The sequence below is a fragment of the Pseudomonas sp. S3_G06 genome, from assembly GCF_054667565.1.
In genome coordinates, this window is sequence record NZ_CP162738.1 from 989,234 (window position 1) to 1,011,698 (window position 22,465).

Sequence of the window (22,465 nt, forward strand, 5' to 3'; positions counted from 1 at the left end):
GGTTCTGCGCGCGGTGTAACGCCGCGCCTTGCCTTGAACGAGAACCCCACCTAGTCTCGTCATAGCGAATTCGCCCGGAAGGCGAGCGGGCAGTGCTCATGCAAGGACTCTCATGAAGCAAAAGCAGACTCTGGGAACACCACGGTTGTTGGGTATCGTCTGGCCCTTTATTGCTGTCGTGGTGTTCCAGGCATTACTGGGGGGCGTGAGCCTTTACGTGCTTTCGGCCGTGCGTGGCTACGTCGCTGGCGAAAGCCTGTGGTCCAAGGGCCAGAAAGACGCCATCTATTACCTCAACCTCTACGCCGACAGCCGTGACGAGGCGATCTATCGCAAATACCTGACGGCGATCGCCGTGCCCCAGGGCGGGCACCAATTGCGCCTGGCGCTGGATCGTCAGCCGCCGGATCTGCAAGCGGCGCGCGAAGGCATTCTCAAGGGTGGCAATCATCCAGACGATGTCTCCAGCGTCATCTGGCTGTACCTCAATTTCCGCCACTACAGTTATCTGGAAACCGCGATCGATCGCTGGACGATTGGCGATGCCTATCTCGACCGACTGCACGAAGTCGCGCAGGAGATGCACCAAGGCATTGCGCAGAACCAGGCCAGCCCGGGCGATGTGCAGCGCTGGAAGTTACAGATCTTCGCCATCAACGATGCAGTCACCCCAGCGGCCAAGGCTTTCAGCGATGCCTTGGGCGAAGGCTCGCGGGTGATCATGCGCCTGTTGTTGTTCACCAACCTGGCCACCGCGCTGGGTCTGATCGCGCTGGCGCTGTGGCGCACGCACAAACTGCTCAAGCAGCGCCATGAGTTTGCCCAGGCGCTGCAACTGGAAAAGGATCGCGCGCATATCACTCTGCAGTCGATTGGTGATGGCGTGATCACCACCGACGTCAACGGCGCGATCGATTACATGAACCCGGCCGCCGAGGCCATGACGCACTGGAAGGCCGAGCAGGCGGCAGGGCTGCCGTTGTCGGCGCTGTTCAACCTGCTTGACGACAACGCCCAGACCGAAGGGCTGACGTTGATCGAGCACATTCTCAGTGGCCAGCTCAGCGGCGGCAGCGAACATTCCAAGCTGATCCAGCGTCTGGACGGCAGCACCCTGTCGGTGACCCTGGTCGGCGCGCCGATCCGCAATGCCGGGAATGTCAGCGGCACGGTGCTGGTGCTGCACGACATGACCCAGGAGCGGCAATACATCGCCAATCTGTCCTGGCAAGCGACCCACGATGCCCTGACCGGGCTGGCCAACCGCCGCGAATTCGAATATCGCCTCGAACAGGCCTTGCACAAACTGACGCGCCAGCCCGGGCGGCACGCGCTGATGTTCCTCGATCTCGACCAGTTCAAACTGGTCAACGACACCTGCGGGCACGCGGCGGGCGATGAACTGCTGCGGCACATCTGCACGCTGCTTCAATCAGACTTGCGCGAGGGCGATACCCTGGCGCGACTGGGCGGCGATGAATTCGGGATTTTGCTCGAGAACTGCCCGCCGGACATCGCCGAGAAGATTGCCGAAAGCCTGCGCCAGACCGTGCAGAACCTGCATTTTGTCTGGAAGGGGCGGCCGTTCCTGACCACGGTCAGTATCGGCCTGGTGCATGTCGCGCAGAATCCGACCACCCTCGAAGCCTCCCTGCGTGCGGCGGACATGGCTTGCTACATGGCCAAGGAAAAGGGCCGCAACCGCGTGCAGGTCTACCATGCCGATGATTCCGAACTGTCCATGCGCTTCGGTGAAATGGCTTGGGTGCAACGGCTGCACATGGCGCTGGAAGAAAACCGCTTTTGCCTTTATGCCCAGCAGATCGCGCCACTCAAGCCGCAACCCGGCCAGGCTGGACACATCGAAATTCTCCTGCGTTTGCATGATGAATCCGGGCGGATGATTTTGCCTGACAGCTTCATTCCGGCAGCGGAGCGATATGGTTTGATGACTCAGTTAGATCGCTGGGTAGTTGAAAATGTTTTCAAGGTTATTGCCCAGTGTATTGAACAGGAACATGAACTTCCTTTGGCGATGTGTGCGATTAATCTGTCAGGCATTACTATAGGAGATGACGCGTTTTTGCACTTCCTGCGGGAACAGTTTGTTAACTACGCTATACCGCCTGAAATGATTTGTTTTGAAATTACTGAAACCAGTGCAATCGCAAATCTTGGCAGTGCAATTCGTTTTATCAATGAACTCAAAGGCTTAGGTTGTCACTTTTCTCTGGATGACTTTTGTGCCGGAATGTCTTCATTCGCTTACTTGAAACATTTGCCTGTAGACTTCCTGAAGATCGACGGGAGTTTCGTCAAGGATATGCTGGACGACCCGATTAATCGGGCAATGGTCGAAGTGATCAATCACATCGGCCATGTTATGGGTAAGCAGACAATTGCCGAGTTTGTTGAAACTAACCAGATCGAACAGGCATTGCTTGAAATAGGTGTGGATTACGCTCAGGGGTATGTCATCGAGCGTCCGCAATTATTTACCTGTGACAGTTTGCAAAGTCGCCCTGCCAGACCGCAGCCGTTGTTGTTCAAAGCGCCTGGCACGTTCCGTTGAAGTCTCTCGCCGATCCTTGCCATCACAACTCAAAAGGAGCCGAACAGTGATCGACACATTCAACCGAACCGGACCCCTCATGGAAGCTGCAAGTTATCCTGCCTGGGCGCAACAGCTCATCAAGGATTGCAGCGAGAGCAAGCGCCGGGTTGTCGAACATGAACTTTATCAGCGCATGCGCGACAACAGACTCAGCGCGAAAACCATGCGCCAGTACCTGATCGGCGGCTGGCCGGTGGTCGAGCAGTTTGCCTTGTACATGGCGCAGAACCTCACCAAGACCCGCTTTGCCCGCCATCCCGGCGAAGACATGGCGCGGCGCTGGCTGATGCGCAACATCCGCGTCGAACTCAACCATGCCGACTACTGGATGCACTGGAGCCGCGCCCATGGCGTCAGCCTCGAAGATCTCCAGGCCCAGCAAGTGCCGCCGGAGCTGCATGCTCTGAGTCATTGGTGCTGGCACACCAGCTCGGCGGATTCGCTGATCGTGGCGATTGCCGCGACCAACTATGCGATCGAGGGGGCGACCGGGGAGTGGTCAGCGGTGGTCTGCTCGACCGGGGTCTACGCGGCAGCGTTCCCGGAAGAGGACCGCAAGCGCGCGATGAAGTGGTTGAAGATGCATGCCCAGTACGACGATGCCCACCCGTGGGAAGCGCTGGAAATCATCTGCACCCTGGCCGGCATGAACCCGAGCAAGGCGTTGCAGGCCGAGCTGCGGCAGGCGATCTGCAAGAGTTATGACTACATGTACCTGTTTCTGGAGCGGTGCATGCAGCTGGAGACTTCGGAGCGCTTGCTGGTCAACCGCGAGCGCCGGACCGTAACCGAAAGCTGATCGAACTGTGGGAGCGAGCCTGCTCGCGAAAGCGGTGGGTCATGCAACGAATCGTTGTCTGACCCTCCCTCTTCGCGAGCAGGCTCGCTCCCACAATGATTTTCAGCCAGCCATCGCCAGCCGGTTCCGCCCCTCGCGCTTTGCGACATAGAGCGCACTGTCGGCCCGGCGCAGCAAGCTGTCCGCCGACTCGCCCGGCAGTAACGTCGAGCATCCCAGGCTCACGGTGATCTCGATCAACTGGCCATCGGCAAAGTATTCCTCCGACTGCGTCGCTTGGCGCAAACGCTCGCCGACCATCGCTGCCGCTTCGCGGCCGGTGTTGGACAGCAGGATCAGAAACTCTTCGCCGCCATAACGGAACACCATGTCGACGTTGCGCAGTTGCGCCTTGATCGACGCGGCAATGGCTCTGAGCACCTCATCACCGGCGCCATGCCCGTGGTCATCGTTGACCCGTTTGAAGTGGTCGATGTCGAGCATCAGCACCGACAGCGGTTGCGCATGGCGGCGCGACATGTCGATCTCGCGCTGCAAGGTCTGCTCCATGGCCACCCGATTGCCGGCACCGGTCAATGGGTCGCGCAAGGCACTTTGCGTCGCAGCGCGGTAGAGCAGAGCGTTGCGCATCGGGTACAGCAGGCAGGACAGCAGCGACTCGAGGTCGCCCTGTTCCTTGTCGTTGAAACGCTGATTGCGGCGGAAGACCAACTCGCCCATGTGCTCGCCTTCGTGGCTCAGGGTGTAGCTGACCGAATGGTGGCCGCGTGCACCGAACTCGAGCCGCAAGTCACTGGCCTGATGCACATAGCTCAGGGCGTCCAGTGGCACCAGGCGTTGGATTTCGCGGAAGAACAGGCCAAGTATGCGCTGAGGCTCCAGGCTGGTTTGCAGTTGCAGGCTCATTTGCTGACGCAGTTGCGCCAGGCTGGTCGGGCGCTCGATCAGCGCCGGTAGTTGACCGAAGCCCAGGCGCTGCAATTTGGCACTGTCAAAGTCAATTGCATGGGTCTGGGAAGGAGATTTCATATGGCGTGAGCCCCTAAGCAGTAAGTCTGTCTTACAGGCTGGGTGAGAGCGGCTATGGGCTGCGCGTCGTACTGATCCATCAGTCCCGTAGGACGTTTGGCGTAAGTTTAGTCTGCCGCAAGACGATCAGTCAGCTATCGAAATCGGCGTTTGCCCCATGGCCATCACACGGCATGTTTTGAGGGAATTTAGAGCGAAAGGCGTGCCATTCGGTTCGATTTAATTTAAATCTTTTCGAATCAATGACTTGCTGGCGGATGCCGGGCGGCCGCGCTGGGTTATTGGCGGCTTTGTGACGGTTATGAGCGGCAATGGCTTGCCGCGACAGCATTCTGCCGCGGCAACAAATGCGACGTATGGCGTTATTGGGCGTTGAAAGCCTGGCCATTGACGCCCGCGCTGTCCGGGCCCATCAGGTACAGATACACCGGCATGATCTCTTCCGGTGTCGGGTTGTTCAACGGATTTTCCCCCGGATAAGCCTGCGCGCGCATGCTGGTGCGCGTACCGCCCGGGTTGATGCTGTTGGAGCGTACCGGCGCAACGCCTTCCACTTCATCGGCCAGGGTTTGCATCAGGCCCTCGGTGGCAAATTTCGACACACCGTAAGCGCCCCAGTACGCGCGACCCTTGCGCCCGACGCTGCTGGAGGTGAACACCACCGAAGCATCCTGGGACAGCTTGAGCAACGGCAGCAGGGTGCTGGTCAGCATGAACATCGCGTTGACGTTGACCTGCATGACACGCATGAAGTTTTCGCCGGACAGTTGTTCGATCGGCGTGCGCGGGCCGATGATCGAAGCGTTGTGCAGCAGGCCGTCGAGATGGCCGAACTCGGTTTCGATCATCGCGGCCAGCTCATCATATTGATGGGGCAGGGCGGTCTCGAGGTTGAACGGGATCACCGCCGGTTGCGGGTGGCCCGCTGCTTCGATCTCGTCGTAGACCTCGGTCAGATTGGCTTCGGTCTTGCCCAGCAGCAACACGGTGGCACCGTGGGCGGCATAGGTTTTCGCCGCAGCCGCGCCGATGCCACGGCCGGCACCGGTGACCAGAATGACCCGATCCTTGAGCAATTCAGGGCGAGCGGTGTAATCAAACATAAAAACCTCACAATCCATTTCATGAAGACCTGCTTCACCCCTGTGGCGAGGGGATTTATCCCCGTTCGGCGGCGAAGCCGTCGCAAAACCTGTGTGTCACATCGCCTGGATAACAGCGGGGGGCCGCTTCGCAGCCTAGCGGGGATAAATCCCCTCGCCACACAGGGAGCTTGCAGCAGTCAGGTCGGCCGCTTCGCAGCCTAGCGGGGATAAATCCCCTCGCCACACAGGGAGCTTGCAACAGTCAGGTCAGCAGCTGCACAGCGCGCTGTCGAGTACCTTGCGCAACTCCAGCGGGTGATCCACCACCACGTCCGCGCCCCAGTGCCGTGGGTTGTCATCCGGGTGGATGTAGCCGTAGGTCACCGCAGCGGTTTTGGTGCCGGCATCGCGGCCCGATTCGATATCGCGCAGATCATCGCCGATGAACAGCACGGTCGACGGATCCAGATCAAGCATCTTGCAAGCGAGGATCAGCGGCTCCGGGTCCGGCTTGCTGTTCTTCACATGATCCGGGCAGATCAGCAGCGCCGAACGCTCGGCCAGCCCCAGACGTTGCATGATCGGCTCGGCGAAGCGCACCGGTTTGTTGGTGACCACGCCCCATATCAGGTTGGCCTTTTCGATGTCGGCGAGCAGTTCGCCCATGCCGTCGAACAGTTTGCTGTGCACCGCGCAACCGACCAGATAGCGCTCAAGAAACTCCAGACGAAGTTCTTCGAAGCCCGGCGATTCCGGATCCATCGAAAACGTCACCGCGACCATGGCCTGGGCCCCGCCGGAAATCTCGTCGCGGATGTGCTTGTCGTTGATCGGCGGCAGACCGCGATCGGCGCGCATCGCCTGGCAGATGGCGATGAAGTCCGGCGCGGTGTCGAGCAGGGTGCCGTCCATGTCGAAAAGTACCGCTCTGATGGCCATCGGCTTATTCCTCGCGCAGGGTCTGGATCATGTAGTTGACGTCAACGTCGTTGGCCAGCTTGTAGTGCTTGGTCAGCGGGTTGTAGGTCAGGCCGATGATGTCCTTGACGGTCAGGCCAGCCATGCGGCTCCACGCGCCGAGCTCGGACGGGCGGATGAATTTCTTGAAGTCGTGGGTGCCGCGCGGCAGCAGCTTCATGATGTATTCGGCGCCGATGATCGCGAACAGATACGCCTTCGGGTTGCGGTTGATGGTCGAGAAGAACACCTGGCCGCCCGGCTTGACCATGCGGAAACAGGCGCGGATCACCGAGGATGGATCCGGCACGTGCTCGAGCATCTCCAGGCAGGTGACCACGTCGAACTGCTCGGGCATTTCCTCGGCGAGGGCTTCGGCGGTGATCTGGCGGTATTCGACGCTGACCCCGGATTCCAGCTGATGCAGTTGCGCGACCGCCAGCGGCGCTTCGCCCATGTCGATGCCCATCACCGTGGCGCCGCGCTGGGCCATGGCTTCGCTGAGGATGCCGCCGCCGCAACCGACGTCGAGGACTTTCTTGCCGGCCAGATTGACCCGCTCGTCGATCCAGTTGACCCGCAGCGGGTTGATGTCGTGCAGCGGCTTGAATTCGCTTTCACGGTCCCACCAGCGATGGGCCAGGGCTTCGAATTTGGCGATTTCGGCGTGGTCGACGTTGCTCATGTTCAATTCCTCGAAAAACCTGAAAAGGGCTGTAGCCGCGGATATAGCGCCGCGGTGTTTACGATTCGGTGTGGCCGCTGATGCGCTGGCCCCAGTGGCGGGCGGTCGCGCCCAGCTGTTGTTCGTCCATGCGGGTCAGGCGCCGGTCGTCGAGCAGTTGCTTGCCGGCAACCCACAGGTGTTTCACGCAATCACGGCCGGTGGCATAAATCAGCTGCGACACCGGGTCATACACCGGTTGCTGCGCCAGACCGGACAGGTCGAAAGCGACGATGTCTGCGGTTTTGCCGATCTCCAGCGAACCAACCTGCGCCTCGATCCCCAGCGCACGGGCGCCATTGAGGGTGGCCATGCGCAAGGCGCGATGGGCGTCCAGCGCAGTGGCAGAGCCGGCCACGGCTTTGGCCAGCAGGGCGGCGGTGCGGGTTTCGCCGAGCAGGTCGAGATCATTGTTGCTCGCCGCGCCATCGGTACCGACAGCGACGTTCACCCCAGCCTGCCACAAGCGTTCGACCGGGCAGAAGCCGCTGGCCAGTTTCAGATTGGATTCCGGGCAGTGGATCACGCTGCTGTTGCTTTCTACCAGCAGCGCAAGGTCGTCATCGCTGATTTGGGTCATGTGCACCGCCTGGAAGCGCGGGCCGAGCAGGCCAAGGCGGCCAAGGCGCGCCAGTGGCCGTTCGCCGGTCTGCTCGACGGCCTGCTGCACTTCGAATGCGGTTTCATGCACATGCATATGGATCGAAGCGTCCAGCTCCTCGGCGATCACCCTGATTTTCTCCAGGTTCTCATCACCGACGGTGTAGGGTGCGTGAGGGCCGAAAGTAATCTTGATGCGTTCGTGATGCTTGAGATCCCCGAACAATTCGACGCCCTGACGAATGGCTTCGTCGGCACTGCTGGCGCCGGGGATCGGGAAATCGAGGATCGGAATGGCGATCTGCGCACGGATGCCGCTGTTGTGTACACGCTCGCTGGCGACTTTCGGGAAAAAGTACATGTCAGAGAAGCAGGTGATGCCGCCCTTGATCTGCTCGGCGATGGCCAGATCGGTACCGTCGCGGACGAAGTCCTCATCGACCCATTTACCCTCGGCCGGCCAGATATGATTTTCCAGCCAGGTCATCAGCGGCAGGTCGTCGGCCAGGCCACGGAACAGCGTCATCGCCGCGTGGCCGTGGGCGTTGATCAGTCCCGGCGCCAACAGAACATCCGGCAGTTCACGGATTTCCGTGGCGTTACACTTCAACGCTTCGGCGCGCGGGCCGATAAACACGATGCAACCGTCACGGATGCCCAGGCCGTGCTCCTTGAGCACCACGCCTGCGGGTTCGACGGGGACCAGCCAGGTCGGCAGCAATAACAGGTCGAGCGCAATGGCAGGTTTCGGCATCGAGGGTCGGTTCCAGTGCTTTTGTAAAGGATGGCGAAGTATACCCGAGCGTCTTCGCGGGGGGATCGCTATAATCGGCGGCTTTTGTTCATGAGTGCGGGGTGTGGGATGCGCGATCGACTGTTGGCTGCGGAGAAAGTGAAGGCCATCGATTGGCGTGATGGCGCGCTGCACCTGCTGGATCAGCGTATTTTGCCGTTCGAGGAAACGTGGATCGCCTACACCAGCGCCGCCGGCGTGGCCGAGGCGATTCGCTCGATGGTCGTGCGCGGCGCACCGGCTATTGGCATCAGTGCGGCTTATGGCATCGTCCTCGCGGCGCGGGCGCGGATTGCCGAGGGCGGCGACTGGTACGCGGCGCTGGAAGAGGATTTCGCGCTGTTGGCCGATTCGCGGCCGACCGCGGTCAATCTGTTCTGGGCGCTGGGGCGCATGCACGATCGCCTGGATCGGCTGAAAAGCAACGCCGATCCGCTGGCGGCGCTGGAAGCCGAGGCCATCGCCATTCATGAAAGCGATCGCGAGGCCAACCTGACCATGGCGCAGCTTGGCGTCGACCTGATTCGCAAGCATCAGGGCAACGCTCAAGCCATCCTGACCCATTGCAATACCGGCGCGCTGGCCACCGGCGGGTTCGGTACTGCGCTGGGGGTGATCCGCGCTGCTTATATAGAAGGCATGGTCGAGCGCGTTTACGCCGATGAAACCCGGCCGTGGCTGCAAGGCTCGCGCCTGACCGCGTGGGAGCTGGCCAACGAAGGCATCCCGGTGACCCTGAACGCCGACTCCGCCGCCGCGCACATCATGAAAACCAAAGGCGTGACCTGGGTGATCGTCGGCGCTGACCGCATCACCGCCAATGGCGACGTGGCGAACAAGATCGGCACCTATCAATTGGCAGTCAACGCCATGCACCACGGCGTGCGCTTCATGGTGGTGGCGCCGAGTTCGACCATCGACATGAATCTGGCCAGCGGCGATGACATTCCGATTGAAGAGCGTGATGGCGCCGAACTGCTGGAAGTCGGCGGTAAACGCGTCGGTGCCGATGTTGAAGCGTTCAACCCGGTGTTTGATGTCACCCCGGCGGATCTGATCGATGCGATCGTCACCGAGAAAGGCATCGTCGAACGCCCGGACACCGCGAAAATGGCCCAGCTGATGTGTCGCAAGCGCCTGCATTGATGCGGTGATTCTCAATGTAGGAGCTGCCGAAGGCTGCGATCTTTTGATCTTGCTTTTTACAGGTCAGGATCAAAAGATCGCAGCCTTCGGCAGCTCCTACAGGTGTTTGAGGCCCTAAAAGTCAATAAACATCCCCAAACCAAGCCTCAATTCTGCATTCAACCAAGCTCTGAGCTTCTGTCGTCCCCCTCAAGCCTGTCATCGGTCAACTAACTATGCTCCATGCGCATCTGGGGGATAGGTGCGTGGCGGCCTTTGTGATAACATCCGGCGTTTTCCGAGGCGGCTCCACGGAGCTGTCTTTACTGCGCAAATCCGCGATCCAATGTTGATTTGTCGTAAGTCGGCGCATGGCACTCGGCCGGCACCGACGAGCTTCGTTGCTCCCACATGGATATGACGAAGTTTCACCAGAAAAAGGAATCAGGCTTCTCATGGGCGAACTGGCCAAAGAAATCCTCCCGGTCAATATCGAAGACGAGCTGAAACAGTCCTACCTCGACTACGCAATGAGCGTGATCGTCGGCCGTGCACTGCCGGATGCGCGCGATGGCCTCAAGCCCGTGCACCGTCGCGTACTGTTCGCGATGAGCGAGCTGGGCAACGACTACAACAAGCCGTACAAGAAATCTGCCCGTGTCGTCGGCGACGTGATCGGTAAGTATCACCCGCACGGTGACACTGCCGTATATGACACCATCGTTCGCATGGCCCAGCCTTTCTCCCTGCGCTACCTGCTGGTCGACGGCCAGGGCAACTTCGGTTCGGTCGACGGCGACAACGCTGCGGCCATGCGATACACCGAAGTGCGCATGACCAAGCTGGCGCACGAGCTGCTGGCTGACCTGCACAAGGAAACCGTGGACTGGGTGCCGAACTACGACGGCACCGAACTGATCCCGGCAGTCATGCCGACCCGCGTACCGAACCTGCTGGTCAACGGTTCCAGCGGTATCGCCGTGGGCATGGCGACCAACATTCCGCCGCACAACCTCGGTGAAGTCATCGACGGTTGCCTGGCCCTCATCGACAACCCCGAGCTGACCGTCGATGAGCTGATGCAATACATTCCCGGTCCGGACTTCCCGACGGCTGCGATCATCAACGGTCGCGCCGGCATCATCGAAGCCTACCGCACCGGTCGCGGACGCATTTACATGCGTGCCCGCTCGATCATCGAAGACATCGACAAGGTCGGTGGCCGTCAGCAGATCGTCATCACCGAGCTGCCTTACCAACTGAACAAGGCGCGTCTGATCGAGAAGATCGCCGAGCTGGTAAAAGAGAAGAAGCTCGAAGGCATCACCGAGCTGCGCGACGAGTCCGACAAGGACGGTATGCGCGTCGTGATCGAGCTGCGTCGCGGTGAAGTGCCTGAAGTGATCCTCAACAACCTCTACGCCCAGACCCAGCTGCAATCGGTATTTGGCATCAACATCGTCGCGCTGATCGACGGCCGCCCGCGCATCCTCAACCTCAAGGATCTGCTGGAAGCCTTCGTCCGTCACCGTCGCGAAGTGGTTACCCGTCGTACCGTGTTCGAACTGCGCAAGGCGCGCGAGCGCGGGCACATTCTCGAAGGCCAGGCCGTTGCGCTGTCGAACATCGATCCGGTAATCGCCCTGATCAAGGCTTCGCCAACGCCGTCGGAAGCCAAGGAAGCGCTGATCAGCACGCCTTGGGAATCCTCGGCTGTGGTGGCGATGGTTGAACGCGCCGGTGCCGATTCGTGCCGTCCGGAAAACCTCGATCCGCAATATGGCCTGCGCGAAGGCAAGTACTTCCTCTCGCCAGAACAGGCACAAGCGATTCTGGAACTGCGCCTGCACCGTCTGACCGGTCTGGAGCACGAGAAGCTGCTGGCCGAGTATCAAGAGATCCTCAACCAGATCGGCGAGCTGATCCGCATCCTCAACAGCGCTGTGCGCCTGATGGAAGTGATCCGCGAAGAGCTGGAAGTGATCCGCGCCGAATACGGCGACGTGCGCCGCACCGAAATTCTCGATGCCCGTCTCGACCTGACCCTGGGCGACATGATCCCGGAAGAAGAGCGCGTCGTGACCATCTCCCACGGTGGCTACGCCAAGACCCAGCCGCTGGCTGCGTACCAGGCTCAGCGTCGTGGCGGCAAAGGCAAATCGGCTACCGGCGTCAAGGACGAGGACTACATCGCTCACCTGCTCGTCGCCAACAGCCACACTACGCTGCTGCTGTTCTCCAGCAAGGGCAAGGTGTACTGGCTCAAGACCTACGAGATTCCGGAAGCATCCCGCGCGGCCCGTGGTCGTCCGCTGGTCAACCTGCTGCCGCTGGATGATGGTGAATACATCACCACCATGCTGCCGGTCGAGGAATACACCGAAGGTCACTACATCTTCATGGCCACAGCCAACGGCACGGTGAAGAAGACCCCGCTGGAATCCTTCAGCCGTCAGCGCAGCGTCGGTCTGATCGCGCTGGAGCTGGACGAAGGCGACGTGCTGATCTCTGCAGCCATCACCGATGGCGAGCGCGAAGTGATGCTGTTCTCCGACGGCGGCAAGGTCACCCGTTTCAAAGAGTCCGACGTGCGTGCCATGGGCCGTACCGCTCGCGGCGTACGCGGCATGCGTCTGCCGGAGGGGCAGAAGCTGATTTCCATGCTGATCCCGGAAGAAGGCAGCCAGATCCTCACCGCTTCCGAGCGTGGTTATGGCAAGCGCACCGCGATAACCGAGTTCCCTGAGTACAAGCGTGGCGGTCAGGGCGTGATCGCCATGGTCAGCAACGAGCGTAACGGTCGTCTGGTCGGCGCAGTGCAGGTGCTCGACGGCGAAGAAATCATGCTGATCTCCGATCAGGGCACCCTGGTGCGTACCCGTGTCGACGAAGTGTCGAGCCTGGGTCGTAACACCCAAGGTGTGACGCTGATCAAGCTGGCCAAGGATGAAACCCTGGTCGGCCTGGAGCGGGTTCAGGAGCCTTCGGAAATCGAAGGCGAAGAGCTCGAAGGTGAAGAGGGCGAGGAAATCGCAGGCAGCATCGGGATCGACGAGGCCGCAGACGATCAGCAACTCGACGCCGCAGCAGACGAAGAACCGCAGGAATAAGCGGACAAACGAGGGGGCGGATGAAGATTCGCCCCCTTGTTATTTGTCTGCTACGAATTTTCGACATCATGGAGATCCCCTGTGGGAGCGAGCCTGCTCGCGAAAGCAGGCGCTGCGGTACCTCTGAGGCACCGCGGTGATGCATTCGCGAGCAGGCTCGCTCCCACAGGGTCATGTTGATCGGTAGTGTGATTTATTGCGTGATACCACCAAATCAGAGCGAGATTGGATGTGAGCAAGCGAGCCTATAACTTCTGCGCCGGTCCGGCGGCGCTGCCTGAAGCTGTCCTGCAGCGCGCCCAGGGTGAACTCCTTGATTGGCACGGCAAGGGTCTGTCGGTCATGGAAATGAGCCATCGCAGCGATGAGTTCGTGTCCATCGCCACCCAGGCCGAGCAGGATCTGCGTGACCTGCTGAATATCCCGTCGAACTACAAAGTGCTGTTTCTGCAGGGCGGCGCCAGCCAGCAGTTCGCACAGATCCCGCTGAACCTGTTGCCTGAAGGCGGCTCGGCCGACTACATCGACACCGGTATCTGGTCGCAGAAAGCCATCGAAGAAGCCTCGCGCTATGGCCACGTCAACGTTGCTGCCACTGCCAAGCCTTACGACTATTTCGCCATTCCTGGCCAGAACGAGTGGAACCTGTCGAAAGACGCCGCTTACGTTCACTACGCGCCGAACGAAACCATCGGCGGTCTGGAATTCCAGTGGATCCCGCAAACCGGTGACGTGCCGCTGGTCGCCGACATGTCTTCGGACATCCTCTCGCGCCCGGTCGATATTTCGCGTTTCGGCATGATCTACGCTGGCGCGCAGAAGAACATTGGCCCGAGCGGCATCGTCGTCAACATCATCCGTGAAGACCTGTTGGGCAAGGCCCGCTCGCTGTGCCCGACCATGCTTAATTACAAGGTCGCAGCTGATAACGGTTCGATGTACAACACCCCGCCGACGCTGGCCTGGTACCTGTCCGGTCTGGTGTTCCAATGGCTGAAAGAGCAGGGCGGCGTCGAAGCGATTGCCAAGCTCAACGACGTCAAGCAGCGCACCCTGTACGACTTCATCGATGCCAGCGGCCTCTACAGCAACCCGATCAACAAGTCGGATCGCTCGTGGATGAACGTGCCGTTCCGTCTGGCTGATGATCGTCTGGACAAGCCGTTCCTTGCCGGTGCCGACGAGCGCGGCCTGCTCAACCTCAAGGGCCACCGCTCGGTGGGCGGCATGCGCGCCTCCATCTACAACGCCGTCGACATCAACGCGGTCAACGCGCTGGTGGCCTACATGGCGGAATTCGAGAAGGAACACGGCTGATGTCCGAGCAAGAACTCAAGGCACTGCGCGTTCGCATCGACGCTCTGGACACCAAAGTCCTCGAGCTGATCAGTGAGCGTGCGCGTTGCGCCCAGGAAGTCGCCCGCGTGAAGATGGCCTCGCTGGCCGAAGGCGAAGTGCCGGTGTTCTATCGTCCCGAGCGCGAAGCTCAGGTGCTCAAGCGGGTGATGGAGCGCAATCAGGGGCCGCTGGGCAACGAAGAAATGGCGCGGCTGTTCCGCGAAATCATGTCGTCGTGCCTGGCGCTGGAGCAGCCACTGAAAGTGGCTTATCTCGGTCCTGAAGGCACCTTCACCCAAGCGGCAGCGATGAAGCACTTCGGCCACGCAGTGATCAGCAAGCCGATGGCGGCAATCGACGAAGTGTTCCGTGAAGTGGCGGCCGGTGCGGTGAATTTCGGCGTGGTGCCGGTGGAAAACTCCACCGAAGGCGCGGTCAATCACACGCTGGACAGCTTCCTCGAGCACGACATGGTGATCTGTGGCGAAGTCGAGCTGCGCATCCACCATCATTTGCTGGTCGGCGAAAACACCAAGACCGACAGCATCAGCCGCATCTATTCCCACGCGCAGTCGCTGGCTCAGTGCCGCAAGTGGCTGGACGCGCATTACCCGAATGTCGAACGCGTCGCGGTGTCGAGCAACGCCGAAGCGGCCAAGCGGGTCAAGGGTGAGTGGAATTCGGCAGCGATCGCTGGCGATATGGCGGCGGGGCTGTACGGCCTGACGCGCCTGGCGGAGAAGATCGAAGATCGCCCGGACAACTCGACGCGCTTCCTGATGATCGGTAACCAGGAAGTGCCGCCGACCGGCGACGACAAGACTTCGATCATCGTCTCCATGAGCAACAAGCCCGGCGCGCTTCATGAGCTGCTGGTGCCGTTCCACGACAATGGCATCGACCTGACCCGCATCGAAACCCGTCCGTCGCGCAGCGGCAAATGGACTTACGTGTTCTTCATCGACTTCGTCGGCCACCACCGTGATCCGTTGATCAAAGGTGTGCTGGAAAAGATCAGTCAGGAAGCAGTAGCACTCAAAGTGCTGGGTTCCTACCCGAAAGCAGTTCTCTAAGGGGCGGTAGCAAATGAGTGGCAACTTCCTCGCTCTGGCACAGCCGGGCGTGCAACAACTTTCGCCGTACGTTCCGGGCAAGCCTGTGGACGAACTGGCGCGCGAGCTGGATCTGGATCCGGCAAAAATCGTCAAACTGGCGAGCAACGAAAACCCATTGGGCGCCAGTCCGAAGGCATTGGCGGCGATTCGCGAAGAGCTGGCCGAGCTGACTCGTTATCCGGACGGCAATGGTTTCGCCCTGAAGTCTCTGCTCGCCGAGCAGTGCCGCGTCGAGCTGAATCAGGTCACGCTGGGCAATGGCTCCAACGATATTCTTGAACTGGTTGCGCGTGCCTATCTGGCGCCGGGCCTGAATGCGGTGTTCAGTGAGCACGCGTTCGCTGTGTATCCGATTGCTACCCAAGCTGTCGGTGCGCAGGCCAAAGTCGTTCCAGCCAAAGACTGGGGCCATGACCTGCCGGCGATGCTTGCGGCCATCGATGCCAACACCCGCGTGGTGTTCATTGCCAACCCGAACAACCCGACCGGCACCTGGTTCGGCGCAGAAGCGCTGGACGAATTCCTGCAGGACGTTCCCGAGCATGTGCTGGTAGTCCTCGACGAGGCTTACATCGAGTACGCCGAAGGCAGCGATTTGCCGGACGGTCTCGACTTCCTCGCCGCCTACCCGAACCTGCTGGTGTCGCGCACCTTCTCCAAGGCCTATGGCCTGGCCGCGCTGCGCGTCGGTTATGGCTTGTCGACACCTGTGGTGGCGGACGTGCTGAACCGTGTTCGTCAGCCATTCAACGTCAACAGCCTCGCGTTGGCGGCGGCGTGTGCGGCGCTGAAGGACGAGGAATATCTGGCACAAAGCCGTCAGCTCAACGAATCCGGCATGCAGCAGTTGCAGGCGGGTTTCCGTGAGTTGGGGCTGGGCTGGATCGAGTCCAAAGGCAACTTCATCTGCGTCGATCTCGGCGAGGTCGCGGCGCCGATTTTTCAGGGCTTGCTGCGCGAAGGCGTGATCGTGCGTCCGGTGGCCAATTACGGCATGCCGAACCACCTGCGGGTGACCATCGGTCTGCCGGCGGAAAACAGCCGTTTCCTCGAGGCGCTGCGCAAGGTTCTGGCTCGTGGTTGATGTCACTGCGCTGCAACCTGCTGCACCTATGATCGGTCGCCTCGTGGTGGTCGGTCTGGGGTTGATCGGTGGTTCGTTTGCCAAGGGTTTGCGTGAAAGCGGCCTGTGCCGTGAGGTGGTTGGTGTTGATCTCGACCCGCAATCGCGCAAGCTCGCGGTCGAATTGGGTGTGGTCGATCGCTGCGAAGATGATTTGGCGGCGGCTTGCGTCGGTGCCGATGTGATTCAGCTGGCGGTGCCGATTCTGGCCATGGAAAAACTGCTCGCACGTCTGGCTGTCATGGATCTGGGGCGGGCGATTCTTACGGATGTCGGCAGTGCCAAAGGCAACGTGGTGCGCGCGGCGACCGAGGCGTTCGGCGGCATGCCGGCGCGCTTCGTCCCCGGGCACCCGATTGCCGGTTCCGAGCAGAGCGGGGTGGAAGCCTCGAATGCCGAGCTGTTCCGCCGGCACAAGGTGATCCTGACGCCGCTCGAGCAGACCGATCCTGCCGCGCTGGCGGTGGTCGATCGGCTCTGGCGCGAACTGGGCGCCGATGTCGAGCACATGCAGGTCGAGCGGCACGACGAAGTGCTGGCCGCGACCAGTCATTTGCCGCACCTGCTGGCTTTCGGTCTGGTCGATTCGTTGGCCAAGCGCAATGAAAATCTGGAGATCTTCCGTTACGCTGCCGGTGGTTTTCGCGATTTCACAAGAATCGCCGGAAGCGACCCGGTGATGTGGCACGACATCTTCCTCGCCAACCGCGAGGCTGTCCTGCGCACACTCGATACATTTCGCAGCGACCTCGACGCCTTGCGCGACGCGGTCGATGCAGGGGATGGGCACCAATTGTTGGGCGTTTTCACGCGCGCCCGGGTTGCCCGCGAGCATTTCAGTAAAATCCTGGCCCGCAGGGCCTATGTGGACGCTATGAATTCCAACGATCTGATCTTCCTGGCTCAACCTGGTGGCCGCCTGTCCGGTCGGATTCGCGTACCGGGTGACAAATCGATTTCCCACCGTTCGATCATGCTCGGCTCGCTGGCCGAAGGCGTCACCGAAGTCGAAGGCTTCCTCGAGGGCGAAGACGCCCTGGCGACCTTGCAGGCGTTTCGCGACATGGGCGTGGTCATCGAAGGCCCGCATCACGGCCGCGTGACCATCCACGGTGTCGGCCTGCACGGCCTGAAACCTGCGCCGGGCCCGATCTATCTGGGCAACTCCGGCACCTCGATGCGTCTGCTCTCCGGCCTGCTGGCGGCGCAGAACTTCGACAGCACCTTGACCGGCGATGCTTCGCTGTCCAAGCGTCCGATGAATCGCGTGGCTAATCCTCTGCGAGAAATGGGCGCCGTGATCGAAACCGCTGCCGAAGGTCGTCCACCGATGACCATTCGCGGTGGCCACAAGCTCAAGGGCCTGACCTATACCATGCCGATGGCCAGTGCCCAGGTGAAATCCTGCCTGCTGCTCGCCGGTCTCTACGCCGAAGGAAAGACCACCGTCACCGAACCTGCGCCAACCCGCGATCACACCGAGCGCATGCTGCGTGGTTTCGGCTACCCGGTCAGCGTCGACGGCGCCACGGCTTCGGTCGAGTCCGGCGGCAAGCTCACCGCGACTCACATCGAAGTGCCGGGCGATATCTCGTCGTCGGCATTCTTCCTCGTCGCGGCCTCGATCGCCGAGGGTTCCGAGCTGGTGCTTGAGCACGTCGGCATCAACCCGACCCGTACCGGCGTGATCGATATCCTGCGTCTGATGGGCGCCGATATCACTCTGGAAAACCAGCGTGAGGTCGGTGGTGAGCCAGTGGCTGACTTGCGCGTGCGCGCAGCTAAACTCAAAGGTATCGAGATTCCGGAAGAGCTGGTGCCGCTGGCGATCGACGAATTCCCGGTCCTGTTCGTTGCTGCTGCGTGCGCCGAAGGGCGTACCGTGCTGACCGGCGCCGAAGAGCTGCGGGTCAAGGAATCCGACCGGATTCAGGTCATGGCGGACGGCTTGCTGGCGCTGGGCGTCAAGTGCGAACCGACCCCGGACGGCATCATCATCGACGGCGGCCAGATCGGCGGCGGTGAAGTGCACGGTCACGGCGACCACCGTATCGCCATGGCCTTCAGCGTTGCCTCGTTGCGCGCTACCGCACCGATCCGCATCCATGATTGCGCCAACGTCGCGACCTCGTTCCCCAACTTCCTCGCGCTGTGCGGGCAAGTCGGCATTCGTGTGGCACAAGAGGCTCAGTCGTGAAAAACATTGCACCGGTCATCACCATCGATGGGCCAAGCGGCTCCGGCAAAGGCACGGTCGCCGGGATTCTGGCCAAGCGTCTGGGCTGGAACCTGCTGGATTCCGGTGCGCTTTATCGCTTGCTCGCGTTTGCTGCGCGCAACCATGGCGTCGACCTGACCAATGAAGAGCTGCTGAAGACATTGGCCGCTCATCTGGATGTGCAGTTCATCGCCGCGACCGAAGGTCAGCTGCAGCGGATCATTCTCGAAGGCGACGAAGTCAGCGATGTCATTCGCACCGAAAGTGTCGGTTCCGGCGCCTCGCAAGTGGCTGCGCTGCCCGCCGTGCGGGAGGCGCTGCTGCAGCGCCAACGTGCGTTTCAGGAAGGGCCGGGCCTGGTGGCCGACGGTCGCGACATGGGCACGGTGGTTTTTCCGGATGCACCACTGAAGATTTTCCTCACCGCCAGTGCCGAGGAGCGGGCGCGCCGTCGATATTTGCAGTTGAAGGGCAAAGTCGAGGGTGTTAGTCTGTCGAGTCTGCTAGATGAGATCCGTGCACGCGATGAGCGTGACACCCAGCGCGCAGTAGCCCCGCTCAAGCCGGCGGCCGACGCGATTCAGCTGGATTCAACGGAGCTTTCCATCGATCAGGTGCTTGAACGCATCATGAGCGAGATCGCCATTCGCGATATCGCCGGGTGACCAAGAAGGTCGCAGGGGACCAGTCATAGTCCTGCGGTGCTTCTTTTAAATGAAACTAACCCACACCGTCTGGGGTGTGGAGATGGGCGTTTACTTCGCCCTCATCTACAGGAATTAAAATGAGCGAAAGCTTTGCGGAACTCTTTGAAGAAAGCCTGAAAACCCTGAACCTTCAGGCAGGCTCCATCATCACCGGTGTTATCGTTGATATCGATTACCAGGCTCGCTGGGTAACCGTTCACGCTGGTCTGAAGTCTGAAGCACTCATCCCGCTTGAGCAGTTCTACAACGATGCTGGCGAACTGAACATCAACGTTGGTGATGAAGTTCACGTTGCTCTGGATTCGGTTGAAGACGGCTTTGGCGAAACCAAGCTGTCCCGTGAAAAAGCCAAGCGCGCTGAATGCTGGATCGTTCTGGAAGCAGCCTTCGCAGCCGAGGAAGTGGTCAAGGGCGTTATCAACGGTAAGGTTAAAGGCGGCTTCACTGTCGACGTTAACGGCATCCGTGCGTTCCTGCCAGGTTCCCTGGTTGACGTCCGTCCAGTGCGCGACACCACGCACCTGGAAGGCAAAGAGCTGGAATTCAAGGTCATCAAGCTGGACCAGAAGCGCAACAACGTTGTCGTTTCCCGTCGCAGCGTCCTCGAAGCCGAGAACTCCGCCGAGCGTGAAGCTCTGCTGGAATCCCTGCAGGAAGGCCAGCAAGTCAAAGGTATCGTCAAAAACCTCACCGATTACGGCGCATTCGTCGATCTGGGTGGCGTGGACGGCCTGCTGCACATCACCGACATGGCCTGGAAGCGCATCAAGCATCCTTCCGAGATCGTCAACGTTGGTGACGAAATCGACGTCAAGGTTCTGAAATACGATCGCGAACGCAACCGTGTTTCCCTGGGCCTGAAGCAACTGGGCGAAGATCCATGGGTTGCTATCAAAGCCCGTTACCCAGAAGGCACTCGCGTTACCGCTCGTGTAACCAACCTGACCGACTACGGCTGCTTCGCTGAGCTGGAAGAAGGCGTTGAAGGTCTGGTACACGTTTCGGAAATGGACTGGACCAACAAGAACATCCACCCTTCGAAAGTCGTACAAGTCGGCGACGAAGTGGAAGTCATGGTTCTGGACATCGACGAAGAGCGTCGTCGTATCTCCCTGGGCATCAAGCAGTGCAAGTCGAACCCATGGGAAGACTTCTCTGGCCAGTTCAACAAGGGCGACAAGATCTCCGGCACCATCAAGTCGATCACCGATTTCGGTATCTTCATTGGTCTGGACGGCGGCATCGACGGTCTGGTTCACCTGTCCGACATCTCCTGGAACGAAGTGGGCGAAGAAGCCGTACGTCGTTTCAAGAAGGGCGACGAGCTGGACACCGTTATCCTGTCGGTTGACCCAGAGCGCGAGCGCATCTCCCTGGGCATCAAGCAACTGGAAAGCGATCCGTTCTCCGAGTACGTCTCGGTTAACGACAAGGGCGCTATCGTGACCGGTACCGTGAAAGAAGTTGACGCCAAAGGCGCCATCATCGTTCTGGCCGACGACATCGAAGCTACCCTGAAAGCCTCCGAAATCAGCCGTGACCGCGTTGAAGACGCGCGCAACGTTCTGAAAGAAGGCCAGGAAGTTGAAGCCAAGATCATCAGTGTTGACCGCAAGAGCCGCGTAATCCAGCTCTCGATCAAGTCGAAAGACGACGCTGAAGAGAAAGAAGCCATCCAGAGCCTGAAAGCAGCTCCGGAAGGCGAAGCAGCTGACACCACTATGGCGGCACTGCTGCGTCAAGCAATGGCCAAACAGAACTAAGTTCTGTTTGATCGTAAAAAAGGGCGACTTCGGTCGCCCTTTTTTTGTGCCTGCGATTTGCTCTTTGTACGTCCGTGCATGAAACCAATGCCGACGCCTGCGGGTCTGTTTCTTTAATCGGATCAATCGCCTATTCGCGACTAAGCTTGATCTTGAGCATTAGTCGTCAGGCTTGCCTGGCATAAGGAAGTGGATGAACAAGGTACTTGTTGTTGCAATGGTCTTGGCGCTGGCAGGTTGCACCACCAGTGCGAAAACCCATGCGGTGCGCGGCGTCAGTGGTATCGAGGTCGACTGTTCCGGGCTGGGTTCCGGTTGGGAAAAGTGCCAGAAGCGTGCAGCGAAGGAGTGTAAAGGCAAGGGCTATAAGGTCATCACCCGTTCTGACGATGCCAAAGATGAAGACGAATACCCGTTTGGCTTTAATCCGGCGGGCTTCGTGACCCGGACCATGCTGGTGATGTGTCGTTAGGGCAGCGGCGAGCCGACTCGCCACTGGAGTGCCCTGAAAATGGGCGTTTTGACCCCGGGAAAGATATGTCAATCCCTGGGCTGTTCAAATTCTTCCGGGCATGCTAAAACCTTTCAAGCGCTGATCTAGCTGCTTGAAAAAGAAGGGAAAAATATGACGAAGTCGGAGTTGATCGAACGAATTGTCACCCATCAAGGGCTACTCTCATCCAAGGATGTGGAGCTGGCCATCAAGACCATGCTTGAACAAATGTCTCAGTGCCTCGCCACCGGTGATCGTATCGAGATCCGTGGTTTCGGCAGCTTCTCCCTGCACTACCGCGCACCGCGCGTCGGCCGCAATCCAAAGACCGGCCAGTCGGTAAGTCTGGACGGTAAATTCGTGCCGCATTTCAAGCCGGGCAAGGAATTGCGTGACCGCGTGAACGAAGAAGAGGAGGAGGGCGCTTGATCTTCGCTATTCAAATTCAAGGGGGCGTGGATGCGTAACCTCAAACGCATACTGCTTGGCGTTTTTCTTCTGCTGATGGTTCTGATTGTTCTGGCGTTTGTGCTGGAAAACCAGCAATCGGTTTCGCTTTTGTTTCTGGGTTTTACCGGCCCGCAGTTGCCGGTGTCGGTTGTTGCGGTGTTGGCGTTGCTGATTGGTATGTTGATTGGTCCTGTGTTGGGCTGGTTTCTTGGACGTTCGTCCAGAGCTGCACGCAAGCGACTCGTCTGAGAGCGACAGGCGCACGGCATCTGTCGAAATTGCGCCTCAGCCTGTCTTTATCCATTAGTAAAAGCATCATTAAGCTGTAAAATGCGTCCCTTGTTCGATCGTGCCGTATTGCATGTCGATTCAGACTGACTCTGACGGATGCCAATTAGTGGCTTCTGCATTCATGGATTAGA

18 protein-coding genes are annotated in these 22,465 nt (G+C 59.9%); 13 read left to right on the top strand and 5 right to left on the bottom strand.

Annotation, left to right across the window (positions count from 1 at the left end):
- The first annotated feature begins 112 nt into the window (after positions 1-112).
- Together AB4N47_RS04525 and AB4N47_RS04530 are read left to right on the top strand one after the other, a co-directional pair.
- Entirely contained in the window at positions 113-2,572 is a 2,460-nt protein-coding gene (locus AB4N47_RS04525) for an EAL domain-containing protein (RefSeq protein WP_341639338.1), read from the top strand.
- Positions 2,573-2,651: 79 nt separating this feature from the next.
- Positions 2,652-3,413 carry a TenA family transcriptional regulator gene (locus AB4N47_RS04530; RefSeq protein ID WP_166554491.1) on the top strand — a complete coding sequence of 254 codons (762 nt, stop codon included), beginning with the start codon at positions 2,652-2,654 and terminating at the stop codon, positions 3,411-3,413.
- Positions 3,414-3,515: 102 nt separating this feature from the next.
- On the opposite strand, the gene AB4N47_RS04535 is transcribed toward AB4N47_RS04530, so the two are convergent.
- The 5 genes from AB4N47_RS04535 to AB4N47_RS04555 all read right to left on the bottom strand — a co-directional run bounded on the left by AB4N47_RS04535 (position 3,516) and on the right by AB4N47_RS04555 (position 8,562).
- On the bottom strand, positions 3,516-4,442 hold the full coding sequence (locus AB4N47_RS04535) for a GGDEF domain-containing protein (protein WP_024013877.1): 927 nt from the start codon (positions 4,440-4,442) through the stop codon (positions 3,516-3,518).
- 362 nt (positions 4,443-4,804) lie between these two features.
- On the bottom strand, positions 4,805-5,545 hold the full coding sequence (locus AB4N47_RS04540) for a YciK family oxidoreductase (protein WP_024013876.1): 741 nt from the start codon (positions 5,543-5,545) through the stop codon (positions 4,805-4,807).
- Between the two features lie 249 nt (positions 5,546-5,794).
- Positions 5,795-6,466: an N-acetylmuramic acid 6-phosphate phosphatase MupP gene (gene mupP, locus AB4N47_RS04545; protein ID WP_460154424.1), complete on the bottom strand. Its 672-nt coding sequence runs from the start codon at positions 6,464-6,466 to the stop codon at positions 5,795-5,797.
- Positions 6,467-6,470: 4 nt separating this feature from the next.
- The gene (gene ubiG, locus AB4N47_RS04550; protein ID WP_007908399.1) at positions 6,471-7,169 is read right to left on the bottom strand and encodes a bifunctional 2-polyprenyl-6-hydroxyphenol methylase/3-demethylubiquinol 3-O-methyltransferase UbiG; all 699 of its coding nucleotides are present in this window, start codon (positions 7,167-7,169) and stop codon (positions 6,471-6,473) included.
- Positions 7,170-7,227: 58 nt separating this feature from the next.
- Positions 7,228-8,562, bottom strand: a complete 1,335-nt coding sequence (locus AB4N47_RS04555) for a TRZ/ATZ family hydrolase (RefSeq protein ID WP_341639339.1) — start codon at positions 8,560-8,562, stop codon at positions 7,228-7,230.
- Between the two features lie 108 nt (positions 8,563-8,670).
- Here AB4N47_RS04555 and mtnA point away from each other — a divergent pair, with 108 nt between their 5' ends.
- The 11 genes from mtnA to AB4N47_RS04610 all read left to right on the top strand — a co-directional run bounded on the left by mtnA (position 8,671) and on the right by AB4N47_RS04610 (position 22,292).
- Positions 8,671-9,747 carry an S-methyl-5-thioribose-1-phosphate isomerase gene (gene mtnA / locus AB4N47_RS04560; protein ID WP_016770927.1) on the top strand — a complete coding sequence of 359 codons (1,077 nt, stop codon included), beginning with the start codon at positions 8,671-8,673 and terminating at the stop codon, positions 9,745-9,747.
- 434 nt (positions 9,748-10,181) lie between these two features.
- Positions 10,182-12,836: a DNA gyrase subunit A gene (gyrA, locus tag AB4N47_RS04565; protein ID WP_341639340.1), complete on the top strand. Its 2,655-nt coding sequence runs from the start codon at positions 10,182-10,184 to the stop codon at positions 12,834-12,836.
- Positions 12,837-13,067: 231 nt separating this feature from the next.
- Positions 13,068-14,153: a 3-phosphoserine/phosphohydroxythreonine transaminase gene (gene serC / locus AB4N47_RS04570; RefSeq protein WP_341639341.1), complete on the top strand. Its 1,086-nt coding sequence runs from the start codon at positions 13,068-13,070 to the stop codon at positions 14,151-14,153.
- Positions 14,153-15,247: a prephenate dehydratase gene (gene pheA / locus AB4N47_RS04575; RefSeq protein WP_016770924.1), complete on the top strand. Its 1,095-nt coding sequence runs from the start codon at positions 14,153-14,155 to the stop codon at positions 15,245-15,247. The genes serC and pheA overlap by 1 nt, the downstream gene beginning before the upstream one ends.
- Positions 15,248-15,260: 13 nt before the next feature.
- The gene (gene hisC / locus AB4N47_RS04580; protein WP_336342149.1) at positions 15,261-16,373 is read left to right on the top strand and encodes a histidinol-phosphate transaminase; all 1,113 of its coding nucleotides are present in this window, start codon (positions 15,261-15,263) and stop codon (positions 16,371-16,373) included.
- A gap of 28 nt (positions 16,374-16,401) precedes the next feature.
- The gene (locus tag AB4N47_RS04585; RefSeq protein WP_341639420.1) at positions 16,402-18,609 is read left to right on the top strand and encodes a bifunctional prephenate dehydrogenase/3-phosphoshikimate 1-carboxyvinyltransferase; all 2,208 of its coding nucleotides are present in this window, start codon (positions 16,402-16,404) and stop codon (positions 18,607-18,609) included.
- A complete protein-coding gene (gene cmk, locus AB4N47_RS04590) occupies positions 18,606-19,295 on the top strand; it encodes a (d)CMP kinase (protein ID WP_341639342.1) in 690 nt (229 codons plus the stop codon). Before AB4N47_RS04585 ends, cmk begins: the two co-directional genes overlap by 4 nt.
- A gap of 119 nt (positions 19,296-19,414) precedes the next feature.
- Positions 19,415-21,100 (top strand): 30S ribosomal protein S1, encoded by a 1,686-nt coding sequence (gene rpsA / locus AB4N47_RS04595; protein WP_016770920.1) that lies wholly within the window; start codon positions 19,415-19,417, stop codon positions 21,098-21,100.
- Positions 21,101-21,293: 193 nt separating this feature from the next.
- Positions 21,294-21,572: a hypothetical protein gene (locus tag AB4N47_RS04600; protein ID WP_341639343.1), complete on the top strand. Its 279-nt coding sequence runs from the start codon at positions 21,294-21,296 to the stop codon at positions 21,570-21,572.
- A 153-nt stretch (positions 21,573-21,725) separates the two neighbouring features.
- A complete protein-coding gene (ihfB, locus tag AB4N47_RS04605; protein ID WP_007950920.1) occupies positions 21,726-22,022 on the top strand; it encodes an integration host factor subunit beta in 297 nt (98 codons plus the stop codon).
- Between the two features lie 30 nt (positions 22,023-22,052).
- Positions 22,053-22,292 (top strand): lipopolysaccharide assembly protein LapA domain-containing protein, encoded by a 240-nt coding sequence (locus AB4N47_RS04610; protein ID WP_341639344.1) that lies wholly within the window; start codon positions 22,053-22,055, stop codon positions 22,290-22,292.
- The last annotated feature ends 173 nt before the right edge of the window (positions 22,293-22,465 follow it).

Coding starts and splice junctions, on each gene's coding strand:
- AB4N47_RS04525 (WP_341639338.1), top strand. CDS start 113: ATGAAGCAAAAGCAGACTCTGGGAACACCACGGTTGTTGGGTATCGTC.
- mtnA (WP_016770927.1), top strand. CDS start 8,671: ATGCGCGATCGACTGTTGGCTGCGGAGAAAGTGAAGGCCATCGATTGG.
- mupP (WP_460154424.1), bottom strand. CDS start 6,466: ATGGCCATCAGAGCGGTACTTTTCGACATGGACGGCACCCTGCTCGAC.
- AB4N47_RS04535 (WP_024013877.1), bottom strand. CDS start 4,442: ATGAAATCTCCTTCCCAGACCCATGCAATTGACTTTGACAGTGCCAAA.
- AB4N47_RS04540 (WP_024013876.1), bottom strand. CDS start 5,545: ATGTTTGATTACACCGCTCGCCCTGAATTGCTCAAGGATCGGGTCATT.
- AB4N47_RS04610 (WP_341639344.1), top strand. CDS start 22,053: ATGCGTAACCTCAAACGCATACTGCTTGGCGTTTTTCTTCTGCTGATG.
- ihfB (WP_007950920.1), top strand. CDS start 21,726: ATGACGAAGTCGGAGTTGATCGAACGAATTGTCACCCATCAAGGGCTA.
- AB4N47_RS04555 (WP_341639339.1), bottom strand. CDS start 8,562: ATGCCGAAACCTGCCATTGCGCTCGACCTGTTATTGCTGCCGACCTGG.
- AB4N47_RS04585 (WP_341639420.1), top strand. CDS start 16,402: ATGATCGGTCGCCTCGTGGTGGTCGGTCTGGGGTTGATCGGTGGTTCG.
- rpsA (WP_016770920.1), top strand. CDS start 19,415: ATGAGCGAAAGCTTTGCGGAACTCTTTGAAGAAAGCCTGAAAACCCTG.
- ubiG (WP_007908399.1), bottom strand. CDS start 7,169: ATGAGCAACGTCGACCACGCCGAAATCGCCAAATTCGAAGCCCTGGCC.
- AB4N47_RS04600 (WP_341639343.1), top strand. CDS start 21,294: ATGAACAAGGTACTTGTTGTTGCAATGGTCTTGGCGCTGGCAGGTTGC.
- AB4N47_RS04530 (WP_166554491.1), top strand. CDS start 2,652: ATGGAAGCTGCAAGTTATCCTGCCTGGGCGCAACAGCTCATCAAGGAT.
- pheA (WP_016770924.1), top strand. CDS start 14,153: ATGTCCGAGCAAGAACTCAAGGCACTGCGCGTTCGCATCGACGCTCTG.
- gyrA (WP_341639340.1), top strand. CDS start 10,182: ATGGGCGAACTGGCCAAAGAAATCCTCCCGGTCAATATCGAAGACGAG.
- hisC (WP_336342149.1), top strand. CDS start 15,261: ATGAGTGGCAACTTCCTCGCTCTGGCACAGCCGGGCGTGCAACAACTT.